Source organism: Desulfobacterales bacterium (genome assembly GCA_034520365.1).
Taxonomy (GTDB): domain Bacteria; phylum Desulfobacterota; class Desulfobacteria; order Desulfobacterales; family Desulfosalsimonadaceae; genus M55B175.
In genome coordinates, this window is the sequence record JAXHNP010000002.1 from 432,319 (window position 1) to 453,138 (window position 20,820).

General features: G+C 49.5%; 15 protein-coding genes and 1 pseudogene. 10 read left to right on the forward strand and 6 right to left on the reverse strand.

Annotated features, from left to right (window positions below; translation table 11 throughout):
- Positions 1-55 precede the first annotated feature (55 nt).
- From U5L07_02180 to U5L07_02205, 6 genes are all read left to right on the forward strand, one after another.
- The gene (locus U5L07_02180; protein MDZ7830541.1) at positions 56-406 is read left to right on the forward strand and encodes a PilZ domain-containing protein; all 351 of its coding nucleotides are present in this window, start codon (positions 56-58) and stop codon (positions 404-406) included.
- 58 nt (positions 407-464) lie between these two features.
- Positions 465-1,361 (forward strand): phosphoribosylaminoimidazolesuccinocarboxamide synthase, encoded by an 897-nt coding sequence (locus U5L07_02185; protein ID MDZ7830542.1) that lies wholly within the window; start codon positions 465-467, stop codon positions 1,359-1,361.
- Complete coding sequence (locus tag U5L07_02190) at positions 1,351-2,337, forward strand: ParB/RepB/Spo0J family partition protein (protein ID MDZ7830543.1); 987 nt, start codon at positions 1,351-1,353, stop codon at positions 2,335-2,337. The genes U5L07_02185 and U5L07_02190 overlap by 11 nt, the downstream gene beginning before the upstream one ends.
- Positions 2,312-3,409 (forward strand): DNA photolyase, encoded by a 1,098-nt coding sequence (locus U5L07_02195; protein MDZ7830544.1) that lies wholly within the window; start codon positions 2,312-2,314, stop codon positions 3,407-3,409. Before U5L07_02190 ends, U5L07_02195 begins: the two co-directional genes overlap by 26 nt.
- Before the next feature lie 160 nt (positions 3,410-3,569).
- Entirely contained in the window at positions 3,570-5,597 is a 2,028-nt protein-coding gene (locus U5L07_02200; protein ID MDZ7830545.1) for a tetratricopeptide repeat protein, read from the forward strand.
- A 64-nt stretch (positions 5,598-5,661) separates the two neighbouring features.
- A complete protein-coding gene (locus U5L07_02205) occupies positions 5,662-7,614 on the forward strand; it encodes an HD domain-containing phosphohydrolase (GenBank protein ID MDZ7830546.1) in 1,953 nt (650 codons plus the stop codon).
- Here the strand turns inward: U5L07_02205 and U5L07_02210 are convergent.
- Both U5L07_02210 and U5L07_02215 read right to left on the reverse strand, forming a co-directional pair.
- Positions 7,609-8,430 carry a class I SAM-dependent methyltransferase gene (locus U5L07_02210; GenBank protein ID MDZ7830547.1) on the reverse strand — a complete coding sequence of 274 codons (822 nt, stop codon included), beginning with the start codon at positions 8,428-8,430 and terminating at the stop codon, positions 7,609-7,611. The genes U5L07_02205 and U5L07_02210 overlap by 6 nt on opposite strands.
- A 178-nt stretch (positions 8,431-8,608) precedes the next feature.
- A complete protein-coding gene (locus tag U5L07_02215; GenBank protein ID MDZ7830548.1) occupies positions 8,609-10,714 on the reverse strand; it encodes a hypothetical protein in 2,106 nt (701 codons plus the stop codon).
- A gap of 216 nt (positions 10,715-10,930) precedes the next feature.
- Between U5L07_02215 and U5L07_02220 the strand changes: the two genes are divergently transcribed.
- Positions 10,931-12,238, forward strand: a complete 1,308-nt coding sequence (locus U5L07_02220) for a CBS domain-containing protein (GenBank protein ID MDZ7830549.1) — start codon at positions 10,931-10,933, stop codon at positions 12,236-12,238.
- Between the two features lie 18 nt (positions 12,239-12,256).
- On the opposite strand, the gene elbB is transcribed toward U5L07_02220, so the two are convergent.
- Genes elbB through U5L07_02235 form a run of 3 tightly spaced genes read right to left on the reverse strand, consistent with a single transcriptional unit; the run spans position 12,257 to position 13,515 of the window.
- Entirely contained in the window at positions 12,257-12,910 is a 654-nt protein-coding gene (gene elbB / locus U5L07_02225; protein MDZ7830550.1) for an isoprenoid biosynthesis glyoxalase ElbB, read from the reverse strand.
- A 32-nt stretch (positions 12,911-12,942) separates the two neighbouring features.
- A complete protein-coding gene (locus U5L07_02230) occupies positions 12,943-13,170 on the reverse strand; it encodes a hypothetical protein (protein MDZ7830551.1) in 228 nt (75 codons plus the stop codon).
- 27 nt (positions 13,171-13,197) lie between these two features.
- Positions 13,198-13,515, reverse strand: coding sequence for a hypothetical protein (locus tag U5L07_02235; GenBank protein MDZ7830552.1), 318 nt, complete (start codon positions 13,513-13,515; stop codon positions 13,198-13,200).
- A gap of 214 nt (positions 13,516-13,729) precedes the next feature.
- Here U5L07_02235 and U5L07_02240 point away from each other — a divergent pair, with 214 nt between their 5' ends.
- Genes U5L07_02240 through U5L07_02250 form a run of 3 tightly spaced genes read left to right on the forward strand, consistent with a single transcriptional unit; the run spans position 13,730 to position 20,108 of the window.
- Positions 13,730-15,037 carry a radical SAM protein gene (locus U5L07_02240; GenBank protein MDZ7830553.1) on the forward strand — a complete coding sequence of 436 codons (1,308 nt, stop codon included), beginning with the start codon at positions 13,730-13,732 and terminating at the stop codon, positions 15,035-15,037.
- Between the two features lie 3 nt (positions 15,038-15,040).
- Positions 15,041-15,736, forward strand: coding sequence for a metallophosphoesterase family protein (locus U5L07_02245; protein MDZ7830554.1), 696 nt, complete (start codon positions 15,041-15,043; stop codon positions 15,734-15,736).
- Complete coding sequence (locus tag U5L07_02250) at positions 15,726-20,108, forward strand: acyl-CoA dehydratase activase (GenBank protein MDZ7830555.1); 4,383 nt, start codon at positions 15,726-15,728, stop codon at positions 20,106-20,108. Before U5L07_02245 ends, U5L07_02250 begins: the two co-directional genes overlap by 11 nt.
- Positions 20,109-20,210: 102 nt before the next feature.
- On the opposite strand, the pseudogene U5L07_02255 reads toward U5L07_02250, so the two are convergent.
- Positions 20,211-20,756 (reverse strand): annotated as a pseudogene (locus U5L07_02255) (SagB/ThcOx family dehydrogenase).
- Between the last annotated feature and the right edge of the window lie 64 nt (positions 20,757-20,820).

A 20,820-nucleotide genomic window follows, 5' to 3' on the forward strand; every position in this document is an offset into this window, starting at 1 on the left:
CTTAAATTTAAATGCGGGTTAGGGGTAACTAACTAATAAGGTGAGGGGTTTTCCAATGGGAGAGAATAAAAGACGACACGAGCGTTATGATTCCCTGAATCTCATTTCCTATGTATGCCTGGACGCAGACGGCAAAGAATGGACACAGGGAATGGGCCGGACGCTAAACATCAGCGAGACCGGTCTTCAACTGGAAACGCATGAAGCCATTGAAAGCAAATACGTGGTTTTGCTTTCCATCGGTATTGAAGATGATCTCGTCGATATCCGGGGCAAGGTGGTATACTGCAATCGCGGCAAGGAAAACAAGTTTGAGTCAGGAATTGAATTTCTTGAAGTGCCGCCGGAGGCATATACCATTCTGAAGCGCTATATCAGCGAATTTAACAAGCAATATAGCAAATAGCCGGCACCTTTTTTAGGTGCTTAAAAATTCTAAATTAAGGGTGGATAACGGATTTTTTATGGGACAGGCAATATTTCAGACGGATTTTTCAGATCTTGAGCTGACGCGACAGGGAAAAGTAAGGGATATTTATGAATTGAGCGATCAGCTGTTAATGGTGGCGACGGATCGCATCTCCGCATTTGATGTGGTTATGCCCAATCCGGTGCCGGATAAAGGCAGGATACTGAATCACATCTCCCTTTTCTGGTTTGATATCATGACGGATATTGTCGCCAATCACGTCATAACTAGCGATGTGGATGCATACCCGGCCGCCTGTCAGCCTTACAAGGATATTCTAAAAGACCGAAGCATGCTGGTCAAAAAAACCGAACCATTGCCCGTGGAATGCGTCGTAAGGGGCTATATTTCCGGGTCCGGATGGAAATCCTATCAACAGAACAGCGAGGTTTGCGGTATCAAACTGCCCGCCGGCCTCAAAGAATCGGATCCGCTGCCTGAGCCGATTTTTACCCCCTCCACCAAAGCGGAGTTTGGTGAGCATGACATCAATATTACATTCGAGGCGGTGGTGGATCTGATTGGCCGCCGGACCGCGGAGCATATCCGGGACTTGAGTCTCTCCATTTATCAAAAAGGCGCGGCCATCGCCGAAGAAAAAGGGATTATAATTGCTGATACGAAATTCGAATTCGGCTATGACGGGGATCAATTGATCCTGATCGATGAGGTGCTAACCCCAGATTCATCAAGATTCTGGCCAAAGGCCACCTATCAGCCCGGCGGTCCCCAGCCGAGCTACGACAAACAGTATTTAAGGGATTATCTGCTCTCCCTTGACTGGGACAAAACACCGCCTGCCCCGATGCTTCCGGAGGAGGTCATCGCCAATACCCGACAGAAATACATGGATGCCCTGAACTCCCTGGTCGGCCGCACGCATGAATTTTAACACCGCTTCAGTTCGGCTGTCTTTGATCGATCAAGGGGATAATACGTATAAAATCTCAACGCGTCCATCCGATTCGCAGCTCGCGTCCTCAATAAAGGCTCTCGGATGCCTCAATCCGCCCATTCTGTATCCGATTAAGCCCGCCGGGTATTTAATTGTCAGCGGGTTCCGACGCCTTGCGGCAGCTGAGCAGCTGGGCTGGTCCCGCATTCCGGCGCGTATCATGCCGTCGGATATCGAAACATACGATATCGCGGGGATTGCAATTGCGGATAACGCTCAGCATCGGGAACTCAATCTCATTGAACAGGCCCGGGCGGTTGAAAAACTGGCGCCATTTTTTTCTAACACAGCAGAGCTGATCAATTTTGGCAAAAATCTCGGCTTGTCTTTAAACCAGCGGCTCATCTCCCGCCTTAAGCGGCTGCGTCGCCTTTCGGATTCGGTCCAGGCGCAGATTCTGTCCGGGGCCATTCCCCTGACCATCGCCCTTGCCTTAGAAAAACTGGAACCTCCGGCAGCCGAGGCTTTGGCTGATTTTTTTGATGGGCTGCGGCCGACTTTGAATCAGCAAAAGGAGATGCTGGAGTGGATCCAGGAAATCGCCGGGGCTTGCGATCAATCCATACCCGATGTTCTTAAAACCACCCCGATTCCGGAGATACTTGCGGACCAAGATCTCGATCGGCCGCAGAAATTAAAAAAAGTTCGGAACGTTTTGAAAGAGCGGCGGTATCCGACGATCTGCCGTTTTGAGGCTGTGATGGAAAAAAACCGCAAGGCCCTTAATCTGCCGGCCGATATTAGGCTTTCCGCCCCGGCCGGTTTAGAAGACGACCGGTTTTCAATGACCATAACATTTCGCTCGCCGCTTGAATTCAAAGAGCGAATTGAAGCCCTGTCGAATATGGCCGATGATCCCCGCTTTACTGCGATTGTAGATAAGCAAATTGACGATCAAGCACCTCTATATTGACAAAGACGTGGCGGATTTTCCGCTCACCCGGCAGATTCAATCCCGGCTCAACATCCCCGCAGAAGTCGTCGATTCGGCGGAATCCGTATTCCGCGCCATTGCCGGCCTGCCCGATCCGGTAAGTGCCGGCAAACAGCGGCTGTTCGTCACCCATAATAAGGGCGCGTTTATCCGGCCCTGCCCGGGCACCCGCTGCTATACCTGCTGCCGCTACATGATCCTTCATATCGGCACCTTTTGTTTGATGGATTGCGCCTATTGTATCCTTCAGTCCTATTTCCACCCCCCCATGCTGCAGTATTATGTCAACCAGGCGGCCATGATGGCCGCCCTTGATCAGGCCTTCGCCCAAAGGCGGTTTCGGCGCATCGGTACCGGCGAATTTACGGACAGCCTGATCTGGGAATCCATTGATGCGATTTCGGAAAAACTGATTAAAAAATTTTCCACACAATCCCAGATGGTATTGGAGATAAAGACCAAAACCACGCGGATTGATCATTTGCTGGATTTGGCGCACAACCGGAAAACCATTATGGCCTGGTCTTTAAACACCGAAACGGTGATAAAAAGAGAGGAACGACGAACAGCCGGTTTAGAGGCCAGACTCAAGGCGGCTTACCGGTGCCAGCAGGCCGGTTACCCCCTGGCCTTTCATTTTGACCCCCTTATTCTTTATCCCGGATGCGAACAGGAGTATGCGGATGTGTTGGACCGGCTTTTCACCCGGATCAATCCGGATCAGATCGTCTGGATCAGCGTCGGCAGTTTTCGGTTTATGCCGGATTTAAAACCGATTGTTGCCCGTCGGTTTCCGGATTCCAAGATTATTTACGGCGAGTTTATTAAAGGCCTGGACGGCAAAATGCGATATTTTAAACCCCTGCGGCATGCCCTTTATAAAAAATTCATCGATGATATCAAAGCCCGGGCCCCGGACCTATGCGTCTACTTCTGCATGGAAGATGAAAAAACATGGGAACATGTATTTGGATTCCGGCCCGCGGATCACGGGGGGCTGCCGGCGATGCTTGACAATTCGGCCATCAGGCACTGCGGTCTGAGCCCATAAACGCTTTGCCCGGAAAATAAGCATCCGGCCGGCATCGGGGCTCTACGCCGTCATTTAGGAGTAATTTATTTGACTTTTGAACGGGGTTCAACTAAAGTTTTTACCGAGTTATCATCCCATAAGGCAATTTAACTGCGTTCAATCGATTGAGGAGAAACTCATGAAAAAACAACGTTTGGCTTTATCCTATCTAATCATCTTCTGCCTTGCCAGCCTCGTTTGCGCACAATCCACTTTTTCCCAGACCAGTCAGCCGCATGCGGATGCCGTGATTAAAATCGTGCAAATAGACAAAATACTGGAAACGGTAGATCGTATTTCAGCGGCGGTGCCTGATCAGTCCCAGTCATCCCCATCCACCTTTGTTCGCTCCATGCTGATGGGCACCTCCTGGATTGATCCGGATCGCGCCATTGTTGGCGGGGTATTTTTAAAAAATGACCCGGCGCAACAGCCGGATGCCGCTGCCCTGATTCCCTTTCGAAAGCCCAATGACGATTTTCTGATGAATTACAATGCGGTTGCCGGCAGTGACTACTATATCATCAGCCTTCCGCCCGGCCAGGGCGGAATGGTTTCGGATCGGATGGAAGAAGCCCTGGTGGCCGCTTCCCTTAAACCGCCGGATGGGTTGATCTCCCTTGATCTGGCCGCAAGCCAGATCATTGCCAAAGCGGAGCCGCAAATCCAGAACATGCTTGAATCCTTAGAGCAAAAAGTACCGCCTGAGGATTCGGATACAGACCTGTCGCCCAAACAGGTGAAGCAAATGCTGGCCAATTTGATTGAAACCGGCAAACAACTGGAAAGGGTCTCCATCGGCCTGGATATGACTGAGGCGGAATTCGCATTTTTCTGTAATGCCAAGGCTCTTGAGGATTCCGGTTTGGCAGCCACCTTTGATGTGGAAAAAGCCAGGGAACCATTGATACTGGCAGATTATCAGCCGGACTATCCCATAAAATTTCGCTCGCAGCCCTATGATATCAACGCGGTAATGGATTTTTTTGATCAAAACTTTGCCCCGGTGTATGAACAGATGGGGGTGGATTTCGGTAAATTAAAAGAAATGACCCGGTATTTTTCCGGTGAGATGGCCGGTGGGGCATCTTTTGGAAAAGACAGGCTGGATCTGGAGGTTATTGCGGTCTTTGAAGACGCCGGTGAAATCCCGGATAATTACCTGGACGCCGTATATTTGCCATGGATCCTGAATTACGGCAAAACTATGGCTGAATATGTCAGCCGGCTATCCCCTGATGTCCAGGTTGAAAACTTTTTCGAACGAACGCCGGACTCAACCGTGGCCGGACAATCCGTTGCAGGGCTTAAGGGAAAAATGCCGGTAGACATGCAAACCGGTCAAAATACGTTATCCTTTCAACTGCGCATGACCCGGCTGGGCAACATGCTTTTAACCGCCTCGGATGATCAACAGCTGAAAACGCTGATTGAAAACGCCAAGGGATTGGAAAAAGCCCCGGCGGGCGGGCCCTTGATGCAGATGGATATCGATTTGGCGGCTTATTTAGAGGCCATCAGTGAATTCATGCCTGCCCAGTCACAAATAGATGCGGGGGAAATTCAAGATATCGGCAGTCTCTCTTATACGCTGGACCTGGCAGACGGCATGCTCAAAACCCGCTATTCCATGCAGCGGGATGCGATCCAGAAAATGGCCGCCTATTTTAAAGAACTGGGGCAGGGCACTGATGCGGCCGACACCCAAGGGGGGCAAGCCGATCAGGCCCGGCAACCGGGGGACTCGAAAGGGCCGGAACAAAGTAGCGCCGCCCGTGCCAGGCAGGCTGATGTTGAACCGGATGAAGACAGCCCGCAGTATTGGCTAAACAAGGGTGAGCTGTTTGCGACATACGGCAATCAGCGCCGGGCCATTGAACATTATGAGAAAGCTTTAAAAATCGACCCGAATAACAGCAAGGCCTATTTTCATTTGGCCGTCAGCTACGGGGAGGTCGGCCAATATGAAAAAGCGCTGGATGCCATCAATCGCGGCATTGCGCTACAGCCGGAGGATGGGGATTATCATTATGCCCGCGGCTGGATCCATTCCCTTGCCGGCAGCAAGGATAAGGCCGAACGGGATATGCAGCAGGCGGCTGAACTCGGAAACCCGGATGCAGAAAAATATCTACAGTCAATTCGCAAGCGGTATCCGAATAATTAGGGGTGCCCCCCCCATTGTTATTCGGATGTTTATATTAACGGATTAATCTGAAACACTTTATCCAATGCCTAATGCCTCGTCCAAAAAGGAAGAGCCTTTATATAACAGCCGGATTATAAACTCCTATATCAAGCTGATCAAGCGGAAATACCCTTCTGTAAATATACGCGAAATGCTTGACTATGCCGCCATGAAGCCGCAGGAGGTTGATGATCAGGGGCATTGGTTCACCCAGACGCAGGTTGATCGATTCTATGAACAGGCTGTCGCCCTGACGGGAAATGAAAATATCGCCCGGGAAGCGGGGCGCTATGCCGCTTCTCCTGACTCCATCGGGGCGATGCGTCAATATGTTTTGGGTTTGTCCACCCCGGCAAGAGTATATGAATTAATCGGCAAGACAACACAGAATTTTACCCGCTCTTCCAAATATGAGTCCCGCCTGATTTCTCCCAACAAAGTCGAAATCATTGTCTCTCCCCATGAAGGCACAGTCGAAAAGCCCTTCCAGTGTGAAAACAGGAAAGGGTTTTTTGAAGCCATACTCATGGTTTTTAACAACAAGCCCCCTCAAATTGAACATCCTGAATGCATGTTTCGGGGGCACAAGGCATGCCGCTATATTATTACATGGGAAAAGAATTTTAATGCCTATTACAAAATTCTCCGGAACTATCTAATTCTTTTAATGCTGATCGTTGCGCTGGTATCCATAGCCATGCTGCCATTGAAAAGCTGGGTCCTGCTGGTAGCTGCTTTGACGATTGCAATGCTCGGCACCACGCTGATCGGCGAATACCTTGATAAAAAAAGTTTAAAAGCCGCCATGCAGAATCTTCAAGAGGCAAGTGATCAGCTGGTCAATCAAATTGAAATTAATTACAACAATCGACTGGTGACCAGAGAAATCGGTCAGATCATTAACCGGCGCTATAACCTTGAGGATGTACTTAAAGAAGTGGTGGCGGTTTTAAAGCATCGTCTTGATTTTGACCGCGGTATGATTATGCTGGCCAATCCCCAAAAAACCCAGCTCAAATTCTGGGGCGGATTCGGCTACACGGATGATCAATTGCAGTTTTTAAGACGCCTTTCGTTTCACCTGGACAATCCATCCTCCAAAGGTGCTTTTGTTATTTCATTCCGCGAACAAAAGCCGTTTTTAATTAATAATATTAATGAAATTCAGGATACCCTGTCCGAACGAAGTGTAAATTTTGCAAAAAAAATGGGCGGCAAATCCTTTATTTGCTGTCCAATTATTTGTGATGAGGAAAGCATCGGTATTTTTGCTGTTGATAACATCCGATCCAAGCGATTGCTGGTCCATAGTGATGTCAGTCTATTAATGGGGATTTCCCATTTTATCGGAATTTTTATCCGTCATACCGAGCACCTGGAAGCCCGGCAGAATCAGTTGAAGTCGATTTTAAAAGTATTGGTTTCCAGCATTGACGCCCGAGATACAGTCACAAAAGGGCATTCCGAATGGGTGGCTGAATATTCCGTCGGCATATGCGATCAACTCGGACTGAACAAGGACTACCGGGAGATGATTCGGATTGCCGCTTTGCTTCATGATTACGGCAAACTCGGCATTCCGGATTCCATGCTGAAGAAAGCGGATAAACTGACCGAATACGAATACGAGTATGTGAAACTGCATGTTGATAAGACCAAAGAAATCCTGTCCGAAATCAATTTTGAGGGATCTTTAAAGGAGGTTCCGGAAATTGCCGGTGCCCATCATGAAAAGATGGATGGGTCTGGCTATCCGATGGGCCTAAAGGGCGAAGAGATACCTTTTGGCGGCCGGATTATTGCGGTTGCCGACTATTTTGAGGCATTAACGGCCAACCGCTACTACAGTGAACCCATGCCACCGGCAAAAGCATTGGATATGCTTATCGAAAACAACGGCACTTTCTTTGACAAGCAGATTGTAAATGCGTTTATTCAATATTATATGAGGGTTTATGGCGATACTGTGCGCTCAGTCAGAACCAAAGTGTCATGAAAACTGTAAAACCGGTTTTCGACCGCAGCAGGCGATGACCGGTGTATAGGTAAATCGGCGGGGATCCGTAAAGAATCGCTTGAATGATGCGTAGAAACCGTCAAAACCGTCTTTAAAATCCTTATAAAAATCGTATCCCGAGTTTTTTCCAGCCACCATTACTTTTGTTATCCAGTTAAACTCATCCTTTTCCTGCAGTTTTCCATAAATCATATGATGGGCTTTGATATCGATGTTGATATGGGTGTAGTTAAGATCATATAAAAAGGAGTATAATTTACGGCCGGCATAGGGATCAAAATCCCGTTCATCCTCTAATGCCTGTATCATACCGTGTAGGCTGTTTTCCAGATTTTGCGGCAGTGCATAATGATTCATTGAGTTCAAATCCAAATCAATTAAACAAAGGATGCCGCCGGGTTTCAAAATGTCGGTAAGCTTTTTGACGATATCGAAGCTTGTGGATTTATAGTATTCCAGTACGAATCGGACCCAGATAAAATCAAATTGTCCGATGTCTGTTAATGGCTCATGGACATCCCGGCAGATAAAATCGATGTTGTCACCTGAATAGTGTTTTTTTGCGTAGGCGATGCGCTCGCCGGAATTATCCAATCCAACAGCCGTTCCATGCGGAATAATCAACCGGCTCAGGTAATAGGTCGTCTTGCCCGGGCCGCAACCAATGTCCGCGATTCGCATATTCGGCTGAATACCTGCCCTCACGGCCTGCTTTTCGATCACCACGGGATCGGTTTTCATGTCCATGCGAATGGCTTCTTTATCATTTTCCATGAGATATTTGTAGGCAAGCATGGGTTTAAATTTCATCTTAGGATTAGTTTTAATTTGTTGATACAATATCCGTATATATATTTCAATACAATATTTTGTTTTTTATTACAATAATTATTTAAAGCATAATATCAGTAAGATATTAGACCATTTATAAGTACCTGTTATTATATTAAATATTTTTATTGAAGGGGAAAAATTATATCAGATGATTGAAGTTTCTAAAATAGTCATCCGAATGATCCATGCTGAGCGCCCACAAATTATATATTCGTTCATATTTAAATGGCTGCTCTTCAATATAGGATACGGGATAAATTAATATGGGGAATGTTTTTTGAGCGTATTTTTCAGAAATTTGGGCAATTGCGGAGTATAGGATGGGCAGGGAGAGTTCATCCCCCTCTAGAACAAAAACGCTCACTGAATTCGTCAGATCGGATAGGTTAAGGGCAAAATCCGAAATATTGGCCATCAGGACCGCTTTTAAAGAATGCCTTCCTTTTAATGAATACAATCTTCGCTGACGTTTCATGTTCAGGCTTTGATATTCATTTGATAGATTATGCCGCTCACTCATATCCTCATCAGGCAACAAATCCAAAGCCTGGAGCATCAAGCCGCCGGCAAGCTGTTCATAAAAATCGAAAAGTTCCGACAAATCTTTATGGGTCGATTTGACCAACTGCCAGTCCTCCGGCAACTCCGGATTGACATGCTTATGCTTTCGATAATGCAGATAGGCAAACTGATCAATGGAGCAGGCTTTTGGATTTTCAATATGCTGTTGGATCCCACCAAAAAAGTGGTTGGTAAATTTATTTTCCGGACGGAAATAACAGATCAAGTAATCCATATGGCTGGAGAATAGGCGATGGGAATCATAGGTAAAAGCGCCGATTTGTTTTAGTATATCAATACCCACCCGCCGTTCACTGGATGCCAGCGCGGCCAAATGATGAATCAGCCAGGTGGTTTCATAAAATCGGAGCATGGAGAGATGCCCCTGAATAACTCCCTTTTTTTGCCATGTGAAATACCGTGAGATATTTGAATTCTTAGTATACAGGCGCTCATATGTTTTTCGAATTTTTTCTTTGGTCGCCTGTATGAATTTATATTTTTGCGGATAAATAAAACCGGTTTCAAAGAAAAATTTCCAAAGTTCATCCAGGTCTACTTCATTACAGATATAAAGATTTTGATTCTCAGCCTGATGCAGCAGGGACAAAAAGCGCATGTGATCATTGCAATCCATATCAAGAAATGCAATGCCGCACTGAACGACAGCCTCATCAGCCTCATTATGCCTGTTTATATTCCTGTATACGACCTGGGCCCGACATTTAAACTTGAATGCATTGGCCAGGTGTATGGATAATTCGGGAATCACCATCCCGGAAATCAGTACAGAGTTATCCTCATCATCTTCCACGGAAAGTCCTGAACCGGATACGTCGATAGCATTTAAGGTGACCAGTTTCGTTGTAAACGGGTGCATGAAAACAATATGGGGTGAGGGCGACAAGTGAATCCGGTTGCTGCGGAATTCTTTGGGGGTAAATCGTTGAATGTTTGATTTAAGGGGCTCCAATATGAGGTTTTTTTTTCGCTTCGCTGTCTCCTGTTTTATTATTGCGCATTCACTGGAATATACGGTTTCTGAATTTTTAATGACCGCCAGGTTGATATGATCTTTGGGGTTGAGCCACTGATAGGCTTCTTTTGGGGACGAATTGAGTTCGACCCGAAATGAGAATGCACTAAAATCCCGCAGAAGTCCGCTAAAGACAATGCCATTTTGTGTTAAATGGACCTTTATCGAATCACAAGTAAACCTTCTTGCTTTTCGGATGCTGCTTTGAACCGATTTGTCCGGCAGTCTAACGCAGATGCCTTTTGGGCCGATTGCCCGGATGGATGCATCAATTGATATGTAATCCCGTCCATCGTTGATTAGAATATTTTGCAGCAAATAGGATTTTTTGATTTGATCAATATCCGGCGATTCGCCCCAGAGGCAGACAAGGAATTTCCCAAAGCAGGGCTGGGGGAAAACATCAAAAGAAATCATGCGTCCGTCTTTGTAATGCTTGAAATTAAGCCGGATGGTTTCCGTATTAAAATGAATCAGGTTTAATTTGTTGATTAATTTTTTCTTACGAACAGTTTTTTCTTTTTTTCTGGATGGGGGGGCGGGAGCGTTAAGATCGGTATCAATAATTCGAAGGTTGGCGCGGGTAGTATTTAACTCATTTGAAGGGCTCTGTTTGTTGCTGTTTTTGTCCTCTTCAATATAATCCATATTATTTTAAACATTAATAGAGGGTTAAAACGGATCGATAAGATAAATTACCGCCATTTCGTATCAAATAACGTGAAAGAAATATAAGTGTCAATCATTAAATAATAATTTTTATGTTTGCGTATAAAAAATCTTGCAATAAAAAGAATTAGTTGAAAATTCAAACGAACCTCTGCTAAACAATATTTATCTTAACTGCCTAATGATGCGGAATACATGCAATTAATCACCACACACCGAAGTACCGATTTTGACGCGTTTGCCTCGCTGGTGGCGGGCACCCTGCTTTACCGGGGGGCGATTCCCCTGCTGCCGAAATTTATCAATCCGAACGTCAAGGCCTTCTCCTCCATCCATAAGGATCTGTTTGAGATGCACAGCATTGATGATGTGGATTTCAGCGCAGTTGAAAAGCTGATCGTTGTGGATACCAACCGGTGGGGTCGGCTTGAAAAAATGGATGGGTTAAAGGATCGGCCGGATCTGGACATCGACATATGGGATCATCACGAGGAGTCGACTGATCTGAACCCAAAATGGACATGCCAGGAGCAGACCGGCGCCACCATTACGCTCATGATCCGGGAAATCAAAAAGCGCCGCATCAAGTTAACCCCCATGCAGGCAACCCTTTTTCTGATCGGGCTTTATGAGGATACCGGCAGTTTAACTTTTACCTCGACCACGGCCGAGGATGTGCATGCAGCCGCCTATCTGTTCGATAATAATGCGGACTTAACGGTTTTAAATACATTTCTGCAGCCTGGATACGGCATCAAACAGAAAGACATCCTGTTTGAAATGTTAAAATCCCCGCCCCGGGAAAAAATCGGCAACTGCAGCGTAAGCATCAACACGGTCCATATAGCCGGACACATCAACAACCTTTCCCTGGTGGTACACATGTACCGGGAAATTTTAAATCTGGATGCCGCGTTCGGCATATTCGTACACGATGATAACGACAAGTGCATTATCATCGGCAGAAGTGCGGTGGATGCCATTGATATCGGCTCCATCATGCGCAGCATGGGGGGCGGCGGCCACCCCGGCGCGGGTTCGGCCATGCTGAAATCCGTAAACCCGGATGCCTTGTATGAATGGATCATCGAGCTGCTACAGGGCAACCAGCAGGGCAGCGTTCAGGTCAGCGACCTGATGTCCTATCCGGTGATCACCGTGGCATCAGATACCCCCATGGAGAAAGTCGCTGAAATACTTGGCACCGAAGGCTGCACCGGTGTGCCGGTGGTTGACAATGATCAACTGGTCGGCGTGATTTCCCGCCGGGATTTTCGAAAGGTAAAAGGCGAGACACGAATGAAAAGCCCGGTCAAAGCCTTTATGAGCACCAAAAACATCACCATCGCCCCTGAAAGCAGCCCCATCGAGGCGGCGCGGCTGATGGTAAAACACGACATCGGACGGCTTCCGGTCGTGAAAAATGATCGGATTATCGGGATTATTTCAAGGTCCGATGCGATGCTGTATTTCTACGATATTTTCCCCATGACTGCCGGATAAGATCATGGGGTTCGCTGCTTAAGCAAGCTCCAGCACGGCATCAACGAGCTTTTCGATGCCTGCCGCGACCTCCTTAATGCCCGGGCCGAGCATATAAGCCGGGGTGGTCACGATTTTATTTTTTCCATCAATGTGGATCTGATCCACCGTGCAGGCCTTGTGAACCCCGCCCATGCCTTCGATGGCGTCGGCTGTGCCCAGATCGCTGCCGATGGTGACTTCCGGATGTTTCTGTGACAATACACTGACCACCACCGCCGGTGAAATGCATATGGCCCCAATCGGTTTGCCGGCATCCGCCATTTCAGAAATGATCCGCGATACCTCGGGCAGGGGCTTGGCATCCTTGCCCTTGTTTGCAAAATCGCTCAGGTTTTTGGCCGCGCCAAATCCGCCCGGCATAATCAGCGCATCCAGTTCGGAGGCCTGAACGGATTTCATGTTGCGGATTTCCCCCCGGGTGATCCGCGCGGATTCAATCAGCACGTTCCGTTTTTCCTCGGTTGCCTCACCCGTTAAGTGATCAACCACATGATACTGATCAATATCCGGCGCCATGCAAACAACCTTAGCCCCTTTCCGATCCAGCGCCAGAAGGGTCAGCACGGCTTCATGGATTTCCACGCCATCATATACGCCGCATCCGGACAATAAGATCCCAATCGTTTTCATGCTCTGCTCCTGTGGAAAATAAGGGTTAGGGGTTATCGAACCCGGTCAGAAAATATATCCGCCACTGGTTGGCCGTCTTTGTAACGAAAATAATCCGTCAATATGGTTCGATGATCAAACGCAATGGTTTCGGGAAGCGCATCCCGGGTGAAGAGGCCGGCATTCTTGGCATCATCGCGGGCCATGGGCTTTCCCTCGGCCCTGGCCAGAAAAACGGTGGAAACCATTTTTTTAATAACAATGATAGATGTCCGGGTCAACAGGCAAAATACCCGACCCCCCGAAGCCTACTGAGAATCCCCCTGAATTTTGGCCGGATCAATCTTGTTCAGGATCTTAGCGTCCTTGTCCAGAATGAATATCAAAAACCCATTGACCGCCGCATCACGGGCGAGGTCCTCAAAAATCACTGCCTGGATTTCATATTTTTTGCCGGCCTCTCGGGGCATATTGATAAAACAGGCCTGAGCCTCATCTTTGGTCGAGAAAGCCGGGATATAAGCAATTCCGGATTGCTCATCCGCAAGCCCCACAAAACTTTCGCTTCCGCCGGGATTTTCCACCGCCACATACACCCATGATTCTTTTTCCGGTTGATTTTCCATGAAATGCTCCCCCTATGCGATATGTGCTTATGTTTCGTTTTCGAAAATAAATATCAGGCATCCCGGAATGCTTGTCAAGCCATTACCGCCGCCTCATAATTTTACCGGGACTTGCTGGCACTTAATTGACAGAATTTCCCAGTTTAGTTAAATTGTTTCCTTAATAAGACCATGTTATACTGCCGATTCTCTATGAAAATATTTGGTATCTCTTATGAATACAGAATTATCAAGCATTGAACCATTTGAAATCGCTTTTATCCGACCGCCTACGGAGAATCAGAGCCTGGCCTTCCGGTTAACCAGGAATTGTTACTGGAACCACTGCGCATTCTGCCCGGTCTACAAATTTGGCTCCCGATTTTCAAAACGGACTTTCGAAGCGGTTCAAAAAGATATACAGCATGCAGCCAAGCTGGACCAATTGCTTGATGCACAGGGGGGCTGGGATGCGGATCTATTCCCCAAAACGGGGCGGGCCGGGTATCAGGATGCTGCGCAGTTGATTGACCGGATCAACGCGGCCCGAAAGCAGGCCGGCCGTGAGGCAGCCCCGACGGCCAATGCGCCGCATCCATCTGTTGCCGGTGATCCTGTTCTCTCCTGGTTTCTGCAGTGGGTAAAAGAGGCGCCCACCATCGAAGACGCGGTTAATCATCTGCTGGCCTGGCGCATGGCCGGAAAAACAAATTGTTTTCTGGGGGATGCGGACGCCCTGATTTTAAAACCCCGGTTTGTGGATGCGGTGATATCCGAGATCAAAACGCATTTCCCGTCTATTGAACGATTTACGGTTTACGGCCGGACCGCCACGGCCGCCCGGTTAAGAAGTCTCGATGACCTGGGGGCTTATCGGAAATCCGGCCTGGACCGGGTGCATTTCGGGATTGAGAGCGGCGCCGACCGGGTTTTAAAATTCGTGAAAAAAGGCGAAACCCGCGAAGACCATATTGAGGGCTGCCAGAAAACCAAATCCGCCGGTCTTTCCTGCTCGGTTTATGTCATGCCGGGCCTGGGCGGGGTGGAATGGTCAGAAGAAAATGCTCGTGAAACGGCTTCCGTGCTCTCCGAGATTGAACCTGACTACATCCGCTTGCGGTCCTTGGAGATTTTTCCGCAAACCCCGCTGGCCGAGGCCCGGGATAACGGTGATTTTACCGAAGCGGATGAGGATCAGGTGGTTAAGGAAATCCGTACCCTGGTTTCAGAAATTCAGGGAAATACCATGCTCTTAAGCGACAGCGCCTCAAACCTGCTCGACATCAATGGGCATCTGCCGGCGGACCGGGAGTCTATGCTCAAACGGATCGACGCATATCTCGATATGCCTGAGCGTGAACGCCGGCTTTACAGTTTCAAATCTCGAATAAACGCGTTTGAAGGCCAATACGGCGGGCTGTCCGAGGACATCTACAATGCGTTAAGCCCATATATCAAGGGCGGCGGGCTGGATCTGGATGAAATCCCAAGCGGCGAGGTACAGCGCATCACCAAACACATCCGGGCGAAGTTGATGCCTTAGCGGATGATGAAATCGCTTTCCGGCAAAATAGGCCTGCTGGCCGATTCCCACGGCAATCTGCCGGCAACTGTCGCCGCAATCCAACGTCTGCAGGAAAACGGGGCCGATCAACTCTATCATCTGGGGGATTTGTTTGATTCCGTCAGGGATAACGATTTTGTGACCATCTTAAACACACTCTGCAACAATTGCGTGATAAGTATTAAAGGCAATAATGACCACCAGGTGGCGAAGGCACTTGCAAAGGACAAGGGTTCCGGTTTGTCGGACGCAGACCACGCCTTTGTTGTCCAGTATTTGCAGAAAATGCCAATAATTAAAAAAATCGGTAACATATGCCTCGCCCATTCTCTGCCGTATGAGAATATCCGCGCTCTGTATGAACCCATGGATGACGGCACCACGAGCCGGGCGGAACAGGTTTTCCAAGATACGGATTATTTTTTAACCTGCTGCGGCCATTCTCATCAGCCGGTGCTTTTTCGGTGGCGGTCCGGTGAAGTTCATCGAGAGCCGATGGGTGAAAAATATCTCATTTCATTTTCCGCTGCAGATCGCTATATTCTCATCGTGGGGGCGGTCGATAACGGGGAGTGCGGTCTGCTGGATGTTGATCGATGGATTTACCAGCGATTTCGGATTGATGAAAATGGTAACGGGCAAGCCCATAGCGCAGGAAAATCAAATAATGGAGAATAGCACTGGCACGACCATTCATGTATTAGGCATCTGTCTGGGGGCATCAACCGTATCCCTGGTACACATCAAAGGATCTGAGAGCGGCTCATCGTTAAGTAATCTGGCGGATGCGGGCGCTATTGAAGTCATCGATTACGCGCTTTATCCCCATGGCGGCAATCCAAGGGATACCCTGTACAATGCCCTGAAACAGATCGATCTAACCCGTTTTGATCGAGTCGTGGCCACCGGGCGGCGATTCCGCCATTTCGTGGATCTGACCTCCATATCCGAGCCCGAGGCGGTAGAGTATGCCTATCAATTCGTCAAGCCGCCGGATGTGGACTCCCCGGCCATTGTCTCCGCCGGGGGCGAGACGTTTATGGTCTATGCTTTAAACCGGCACGGCCGGATTTCCAATGTTATGACCGGCAATAAATGCGCGTCCGGCACCGGCGAATTTTTCATACAGCAGCTGCGGCGGATGGATGTAACCCTTAAAGATGCCGAACGCTGGTCGGCCACCACGGAACCGTACGCTGTCTCCGGCCGCTGCTCGGTCTTCTGCAAATCCGACTGTACGCACGCCATTAACAAAGGCATTCCCAAAGCCCGGGTGACCGCCGGGCTCTGCCGTATGATGGGCAATAAGATCCTTGAGCTCCTCAAAAAAGTGGCGCGTCAAAACATCATGATCGTTGGCGGCACCAGCCAGAACCGGATGATGATCGAATATCTCAGAAAAGAAATCCCCGGCCTGATCGTCCCGGATGAGGCCCCTTATTTCGAGGCCCTGGGTACCGCTTTATGGGGGCTTAGCCATGAGACCAAATCATGCCCGGATCTTGATCATCTCTTCCACGCCCACGCCGCATCTATTGATACGCTGCCGCCGCTTTCGGATTTTAAAGATCAGGTGACTTTTAAATCCATGAAAAAGGAGACGATAAGGGCAGGGGATGTCTGCATCCTGGGTCTGGACGTGGGCTCGACCACTACAAAGGCCGTGCTGTTAAGAAAATCCGACAATGCCATGCTGGCCTCCATTTACCGGTTAACCGAAGGCGATCCAGTGGGGGCCTCCAGAAAATGCTATGCCAGCATTCTGGCGGAGATTCAGCCAGTTGTGGACCCCTCGGAAATTTCCATTATCGGACTTGGCATTTGCGGCTCCGGCCGTCAGATTGCGGGGCTCCATGCCCTAACCGACGGCATTATCAATGAAATAATTGCCCATGCCGCAGCAGCCGTCCATTTTGATCCGGAGGTGGATACCCTTTTTGAAATCGGCGGCCAGGACGCCAAATACACCTATATCACCGCCGGCGTGCCCTCCGACTACGCCATGAACGAGGCCTGCTCCGCAGGCACCGGCTCGTTTCTCGAGGAGTCGGCCCATGAGACCCTCGGGGTTAAGGTGGATGAAATCGCTGATGTGGCCATGAAAGGCGAAAAACCGCCGAACTTTAATGACCAGTGCGCGGCCTTTATCGCCTCGGATATAAAGACCGCCATTCATGAAGGCATTGACCACAATGATATTGTGGCGGGCCTGGTCTACTCCATCTGCATGAATTACACCAACCGGGTAAAGGGAAACCGGCCGGTTGGCGAGAAGGTCTTTATGCAGGGCGGGGTCTGCTACAACTATGCCGTGCCCCTGGCCATGGCCTCCCTTTCCGGAAAACCGATCATTGTACCGCCGGAGCCCGGGCTCATGGGGGCTTACGGGGTGGCCATAGAAATCAAGAAGCGGATCGATATGGGATTGATGGACACCGGCGCCTATGACCTTAAGACCCTGTCAGATCGCGAAGTCAAATACCGTCAATCTATTACCTGCAAAGGCGGAAAGGAAAAATGCGACCGCGGATGTGAAATCAACGTGATCGAGATTAACGGCAAGAAATACCCATTCGGCGGGGCTTGCAACCGGTATTACAATTTACGGTTCAACCTGTCCTACGATGTGACAAAGCTGGATCTCATCCGGACCCGCGAACAACTGATATTTGGTAAATACGGCGGCACCGGCATGCCGAAAGAGGCAGAGTCCTTCAAAGGACGGGTAGGGATCAACAAGAGCTTTCTGGTGAACACCTATTACCCGCTGTATGCCACGTTTTTTGAAAATATCGGGTATCAGCCGGTGCTTTCCCCGGATGCCACCCATGAAGGCATTGACCAGCGGAATGCGGCCTTCTGCTATCCGGCTGAGCTTGCGCACGGGTTCTTTGATGCCCTCCTGAATGTCGATCCGCCGGTGGACTTTCTGTTTCTGCCCCATGTCAAAGGTATTCCGGTTGAAAACGGGTATCCCATATCCCAGGTATGTCCGTTTGTTCAGGGCGAACCTTTTTATCTTCAGACGACATTCAAACGACGGCTTGACGAATTGAGGAAAAGGGGCACGCAGAGCCTCAATCCCTATATTGATATGACCGAAGGACTGGATAAGGCCAAAACGGCGCTCATTGATATGGCCGATCAAATGGGGGTGGACCGGCTAACCGCGGAAACCGCCTTTCGCAAAGCCATTGAAATGCAGCAGCGCTGCTTTTCCGAAATGAAGGAGCTCGGCAAGGCCGCGCTTTCCGAGCTTGAAGCGGATCCGGAACGCGTTGGCGTGGTAATCTTTAGCCGTCCCTATAACGGCATGGTGGAAGAGGCGCACATGGGAATTCCGCACAAACTGGCCTCCCGCGGGGTGCAGGTTATCCCCATGGATTTTCTGCCCATCAAGGAGCAGCCGGTCAAGGATCACATGTACTGGGGCATGGGCCAGCTGATCCTAAAGGCGGCGCATTATGTAAAACGTCATGACCAGTTATTCGGCACCTATATCACCAATTTTTCCTGCGGCCCGGATTCATTTGTTATCGGCTATTTCAGAAGCATCATGGGACGAAAGCCCTCTTTAACCCTTGAATTAGACAGCCACACGGCGGATGCGGGCATTGAAACCCGCATTGAGGCGTTTCTGGATATCGTCGCCCAATACCGACAGCTGATCAGCAGAAAGCAGCTGCCCAAAAAAACAGAATCCTTCACCCCGGCGCAAACCTTTATGCAGAAGGGCACGCCAAAGGTAAAATCGTCGAGTGGGGAAGTGCTTCCCATGACGGATCCGCGCGTCACATTTCTGATTCCCTCTATGGGCCGGATATCGACCGAAGCCATTTCAGCCGTATTCCGGGAGGCAGGATATCATGTGGCCCCCCATCCCCCGTCAGATGAGGCGGTATTAAAGCTCGGCCGGGCCAATACCTCCTGCAAGGAATGCCTGCCGCTGATACTTACCACCGGCACCCTGCTCAATTACATCCACACGCAAAAGCATCCGGACGAGGTCCTTGTATATTTTATGCCATCGGCCTCCGGGCCTTGCCGATTCGGTCAGTACAACGTGTTCATGCGCGAGCTGATTGAGCGGCTTGGCATTCCGAACGTGGCGATATTTACGCTGACCTCGGATAACACCTATTTCGGCATGGGAAACGGCTTTAACTATTATAAGGCCTGGTGGGCGATTCTGATCTCTGATCTGATGGAGGATGTGCGCTCCATGATCCTGGCCAATGCCGGAGATAGGAGCGGGGCCATGGAAATTTTCAACGAGGAGTGGCGCTCCATTCTCAATTCTTTGGAAAAGGGCAATTTCGATGATTTAACCCGGCAGCTGGACCGGAGCATGACCCGTTTTTCGAGCATTGATTTAATCCGGCCCGCCGAAGAGGTGCCGGTGATCCTTTTAACCGGTGAGATCTTTGTCCGGCGGGATGCCCTGTCCAGGCAGTATCTGACCGAACGGCTGGCTGAGAACGGATTTGCCGTTATCTGTTCGCCGGTATCCGAGTGGATCCGGTATTCGGACTACATGATCAAAGTCGACGGCGAGTGGCATGCCATGTCTTTCTGGGACAAACTGCGGTTCTATCTGCGCGAGAAATTCATGGATCGATATGAAAAGCGCCTGCTGTCCGTGGTTTCCAAATCCGGCCTGCTCTCCGCCCGGCCATCCCATCTGGAAACCGTCATCGATAACGCCCAGCCCTTTATATCCAAAAAATTAGGGGGGGAGGCCATCCTGACGGTGGGCAGCGCCATCACCGAAATCGCCAGCGAGGTCTGCGGCGTCATTGCCATCGGGCCTTTCGGCTGCATGCCCAACCGGCTGTCCGAATCCATATTAAATGAGGTCATGCACCGGGATGTTAAAATTGAGGCGGCCGCAGGTAACGGCCGGATGCGCACTGTACTCTCGGACTTTGAGGACCTTCCGTTTCTGGCCATCGAAAGTGACGGCTCTCCGTTTCCGCAATTGATCAATGCCAAAATTGAGGCCTTCTGCCAGCAGGCGGAGCGTCTGCACCGGCGCATGATGGCTTCGTAACATCTCGCCCCCTATGATTCAGACTGCGATTTGCTGATCCGGGATCAGGCCGGCCGGGTTCTGGCTGAGGTGAAAGAAATCATCAGTCAAAAAACGGAAGCATCATTTCGGTCGACCCACCGGCAGGATGTATAGCGGTGTTTCCGATTCCGGCAGGTCCATCAATCGGCTGACCGCCTGATTGTCAAATGCGCCGATGGGAACCGCCGCGAGCTTAAGGGAGACCGCCTGCAAAAGCACATTCTAAGCGGCATGGCCCGCTTCCATGAACACATACTGCACACCGCGCTTGCCATACTTCCCCGTGGTCCGCTCAAATACGCCAGCCATCACAACGGATAACGGCGCGCTGCGAATGGCGGACTGGGAGAGTCCGGCGCTGCAAAGAGCCTTTCGATGATCGCCGGCTTTGACCTGCTCGAGCTGATGGGACTTTGGCTGATAATGATAGATGCCGGCCTCTATATTTTCAGCATGGCCGATGACCGCATAGATTTCCAACGGATAAAGGGCGCCGGCAGACGGGGCGGTCCGAAATCCGCGTTCATGGGTAACGCCTTGTGCGGCCCACAGGAAATGTAGAATTTTTCTTGACAGATGAGCCGATTTATTGGAAAAGATTAAACTTTGCGCCAAAACTTGGGGCATGATTTAATCAGGCCCGGATGGTTATCCATTTCTGATCCAATCCCTTATATACGCGATGAAATTC

Excerpts from the sequence above, each read along its gene's own strand:
- U5L07_02180 (MDZ7830541.1), top strand. The coding sequence starts at position 56 with ATGGGAGAGAATAAAAGACGACACGAGCGTTATGATTCCCTGAATCTC.
- U5L07_02185 (MDZ7830542.1), top strand. The coding sequence starts at position 465 with ATGGGACAGGCAATATTTCAGACGGATTTTTCAGATCTTGAGCTGACG.
- U5L07_02190 (MDZ7830543.1), top strand. The coding sequence starts at position 1,351 with ATGAATTTTAACACCGCTTCAGTTCGGCTGTCTTTGATCGATCAAGGG.
- U5L07_02200 (MDZ7830545.1), top strand. The coding sequence starts at position 3,570 with ATGAAAAAACAACGTTTGGCTTTATCCTATCTAATCATCTTCTGCCTT.
- U5L07_02205 (MDZ7830546.1), top strand. The coding sequence starts at position 5,662 with ATGCCTAATGCCTCGTCCAAAAAGGAAGAGCCTTTATATAACAGCCGG.
- U5L07_02210 (MDZ7830547.1), bottom strand. The coding sequence starts at position 8,430 with ATGCTTGCCTACAAATATCTCATGGAAAATGATAAAGAAGCCATTCGC.
- U5L07_02215 (MDZ7830548.1), bottom strand. The coding sequence starts at position 10,714 with ATGGATTATATTGAAGAGGACAAAAACAGCAACAAACAGAGCCCTTCA.
- U5L07_02220 (MDZ7830549.1), top strand. The coding sequence starts at position 10,931 with ATGCAATTAATCACCACACACCGAAGTACCGATTTTGACGCGTTTGCC.
- elbB (MDZ7830550.1), bottom strand. The coding sequence starts at position 12,910 with ATGAAAACGATTGGGATCTTATTGTCCGGATGCGGCGTATATGATGGC.
- U5L07_02235 (MDZ7830552.1), bottom strand. The coding sequence starts at position 13,515 with ATGGAAAATCAACCGGAAAAAGAATCATGGGTGTATGTGGCGGTGGAA.
- U5L07_02240 (MDZ7830553.1), top strand. The coding sequence starts at position 13,730 with ATGAATACAGAATTATCAAGCATTGAACCATTTGAAATCGCTTTTATC.
- U5L07_02245 (MDZ7830554.1), top strand. The coding sequence starts at position 15,041 with ATGATGAAATCGCTTTCCGGCAAAATAGGCCTGCTGGCCGATTCCCAC.
- U5L07_02250 (MDZ7830555.1), top strand. The coding sequence starts at position 15,726 with ATGGAGAATAGCACTGGCACGACCATTCATGTATTAGGCATCTGTCTG.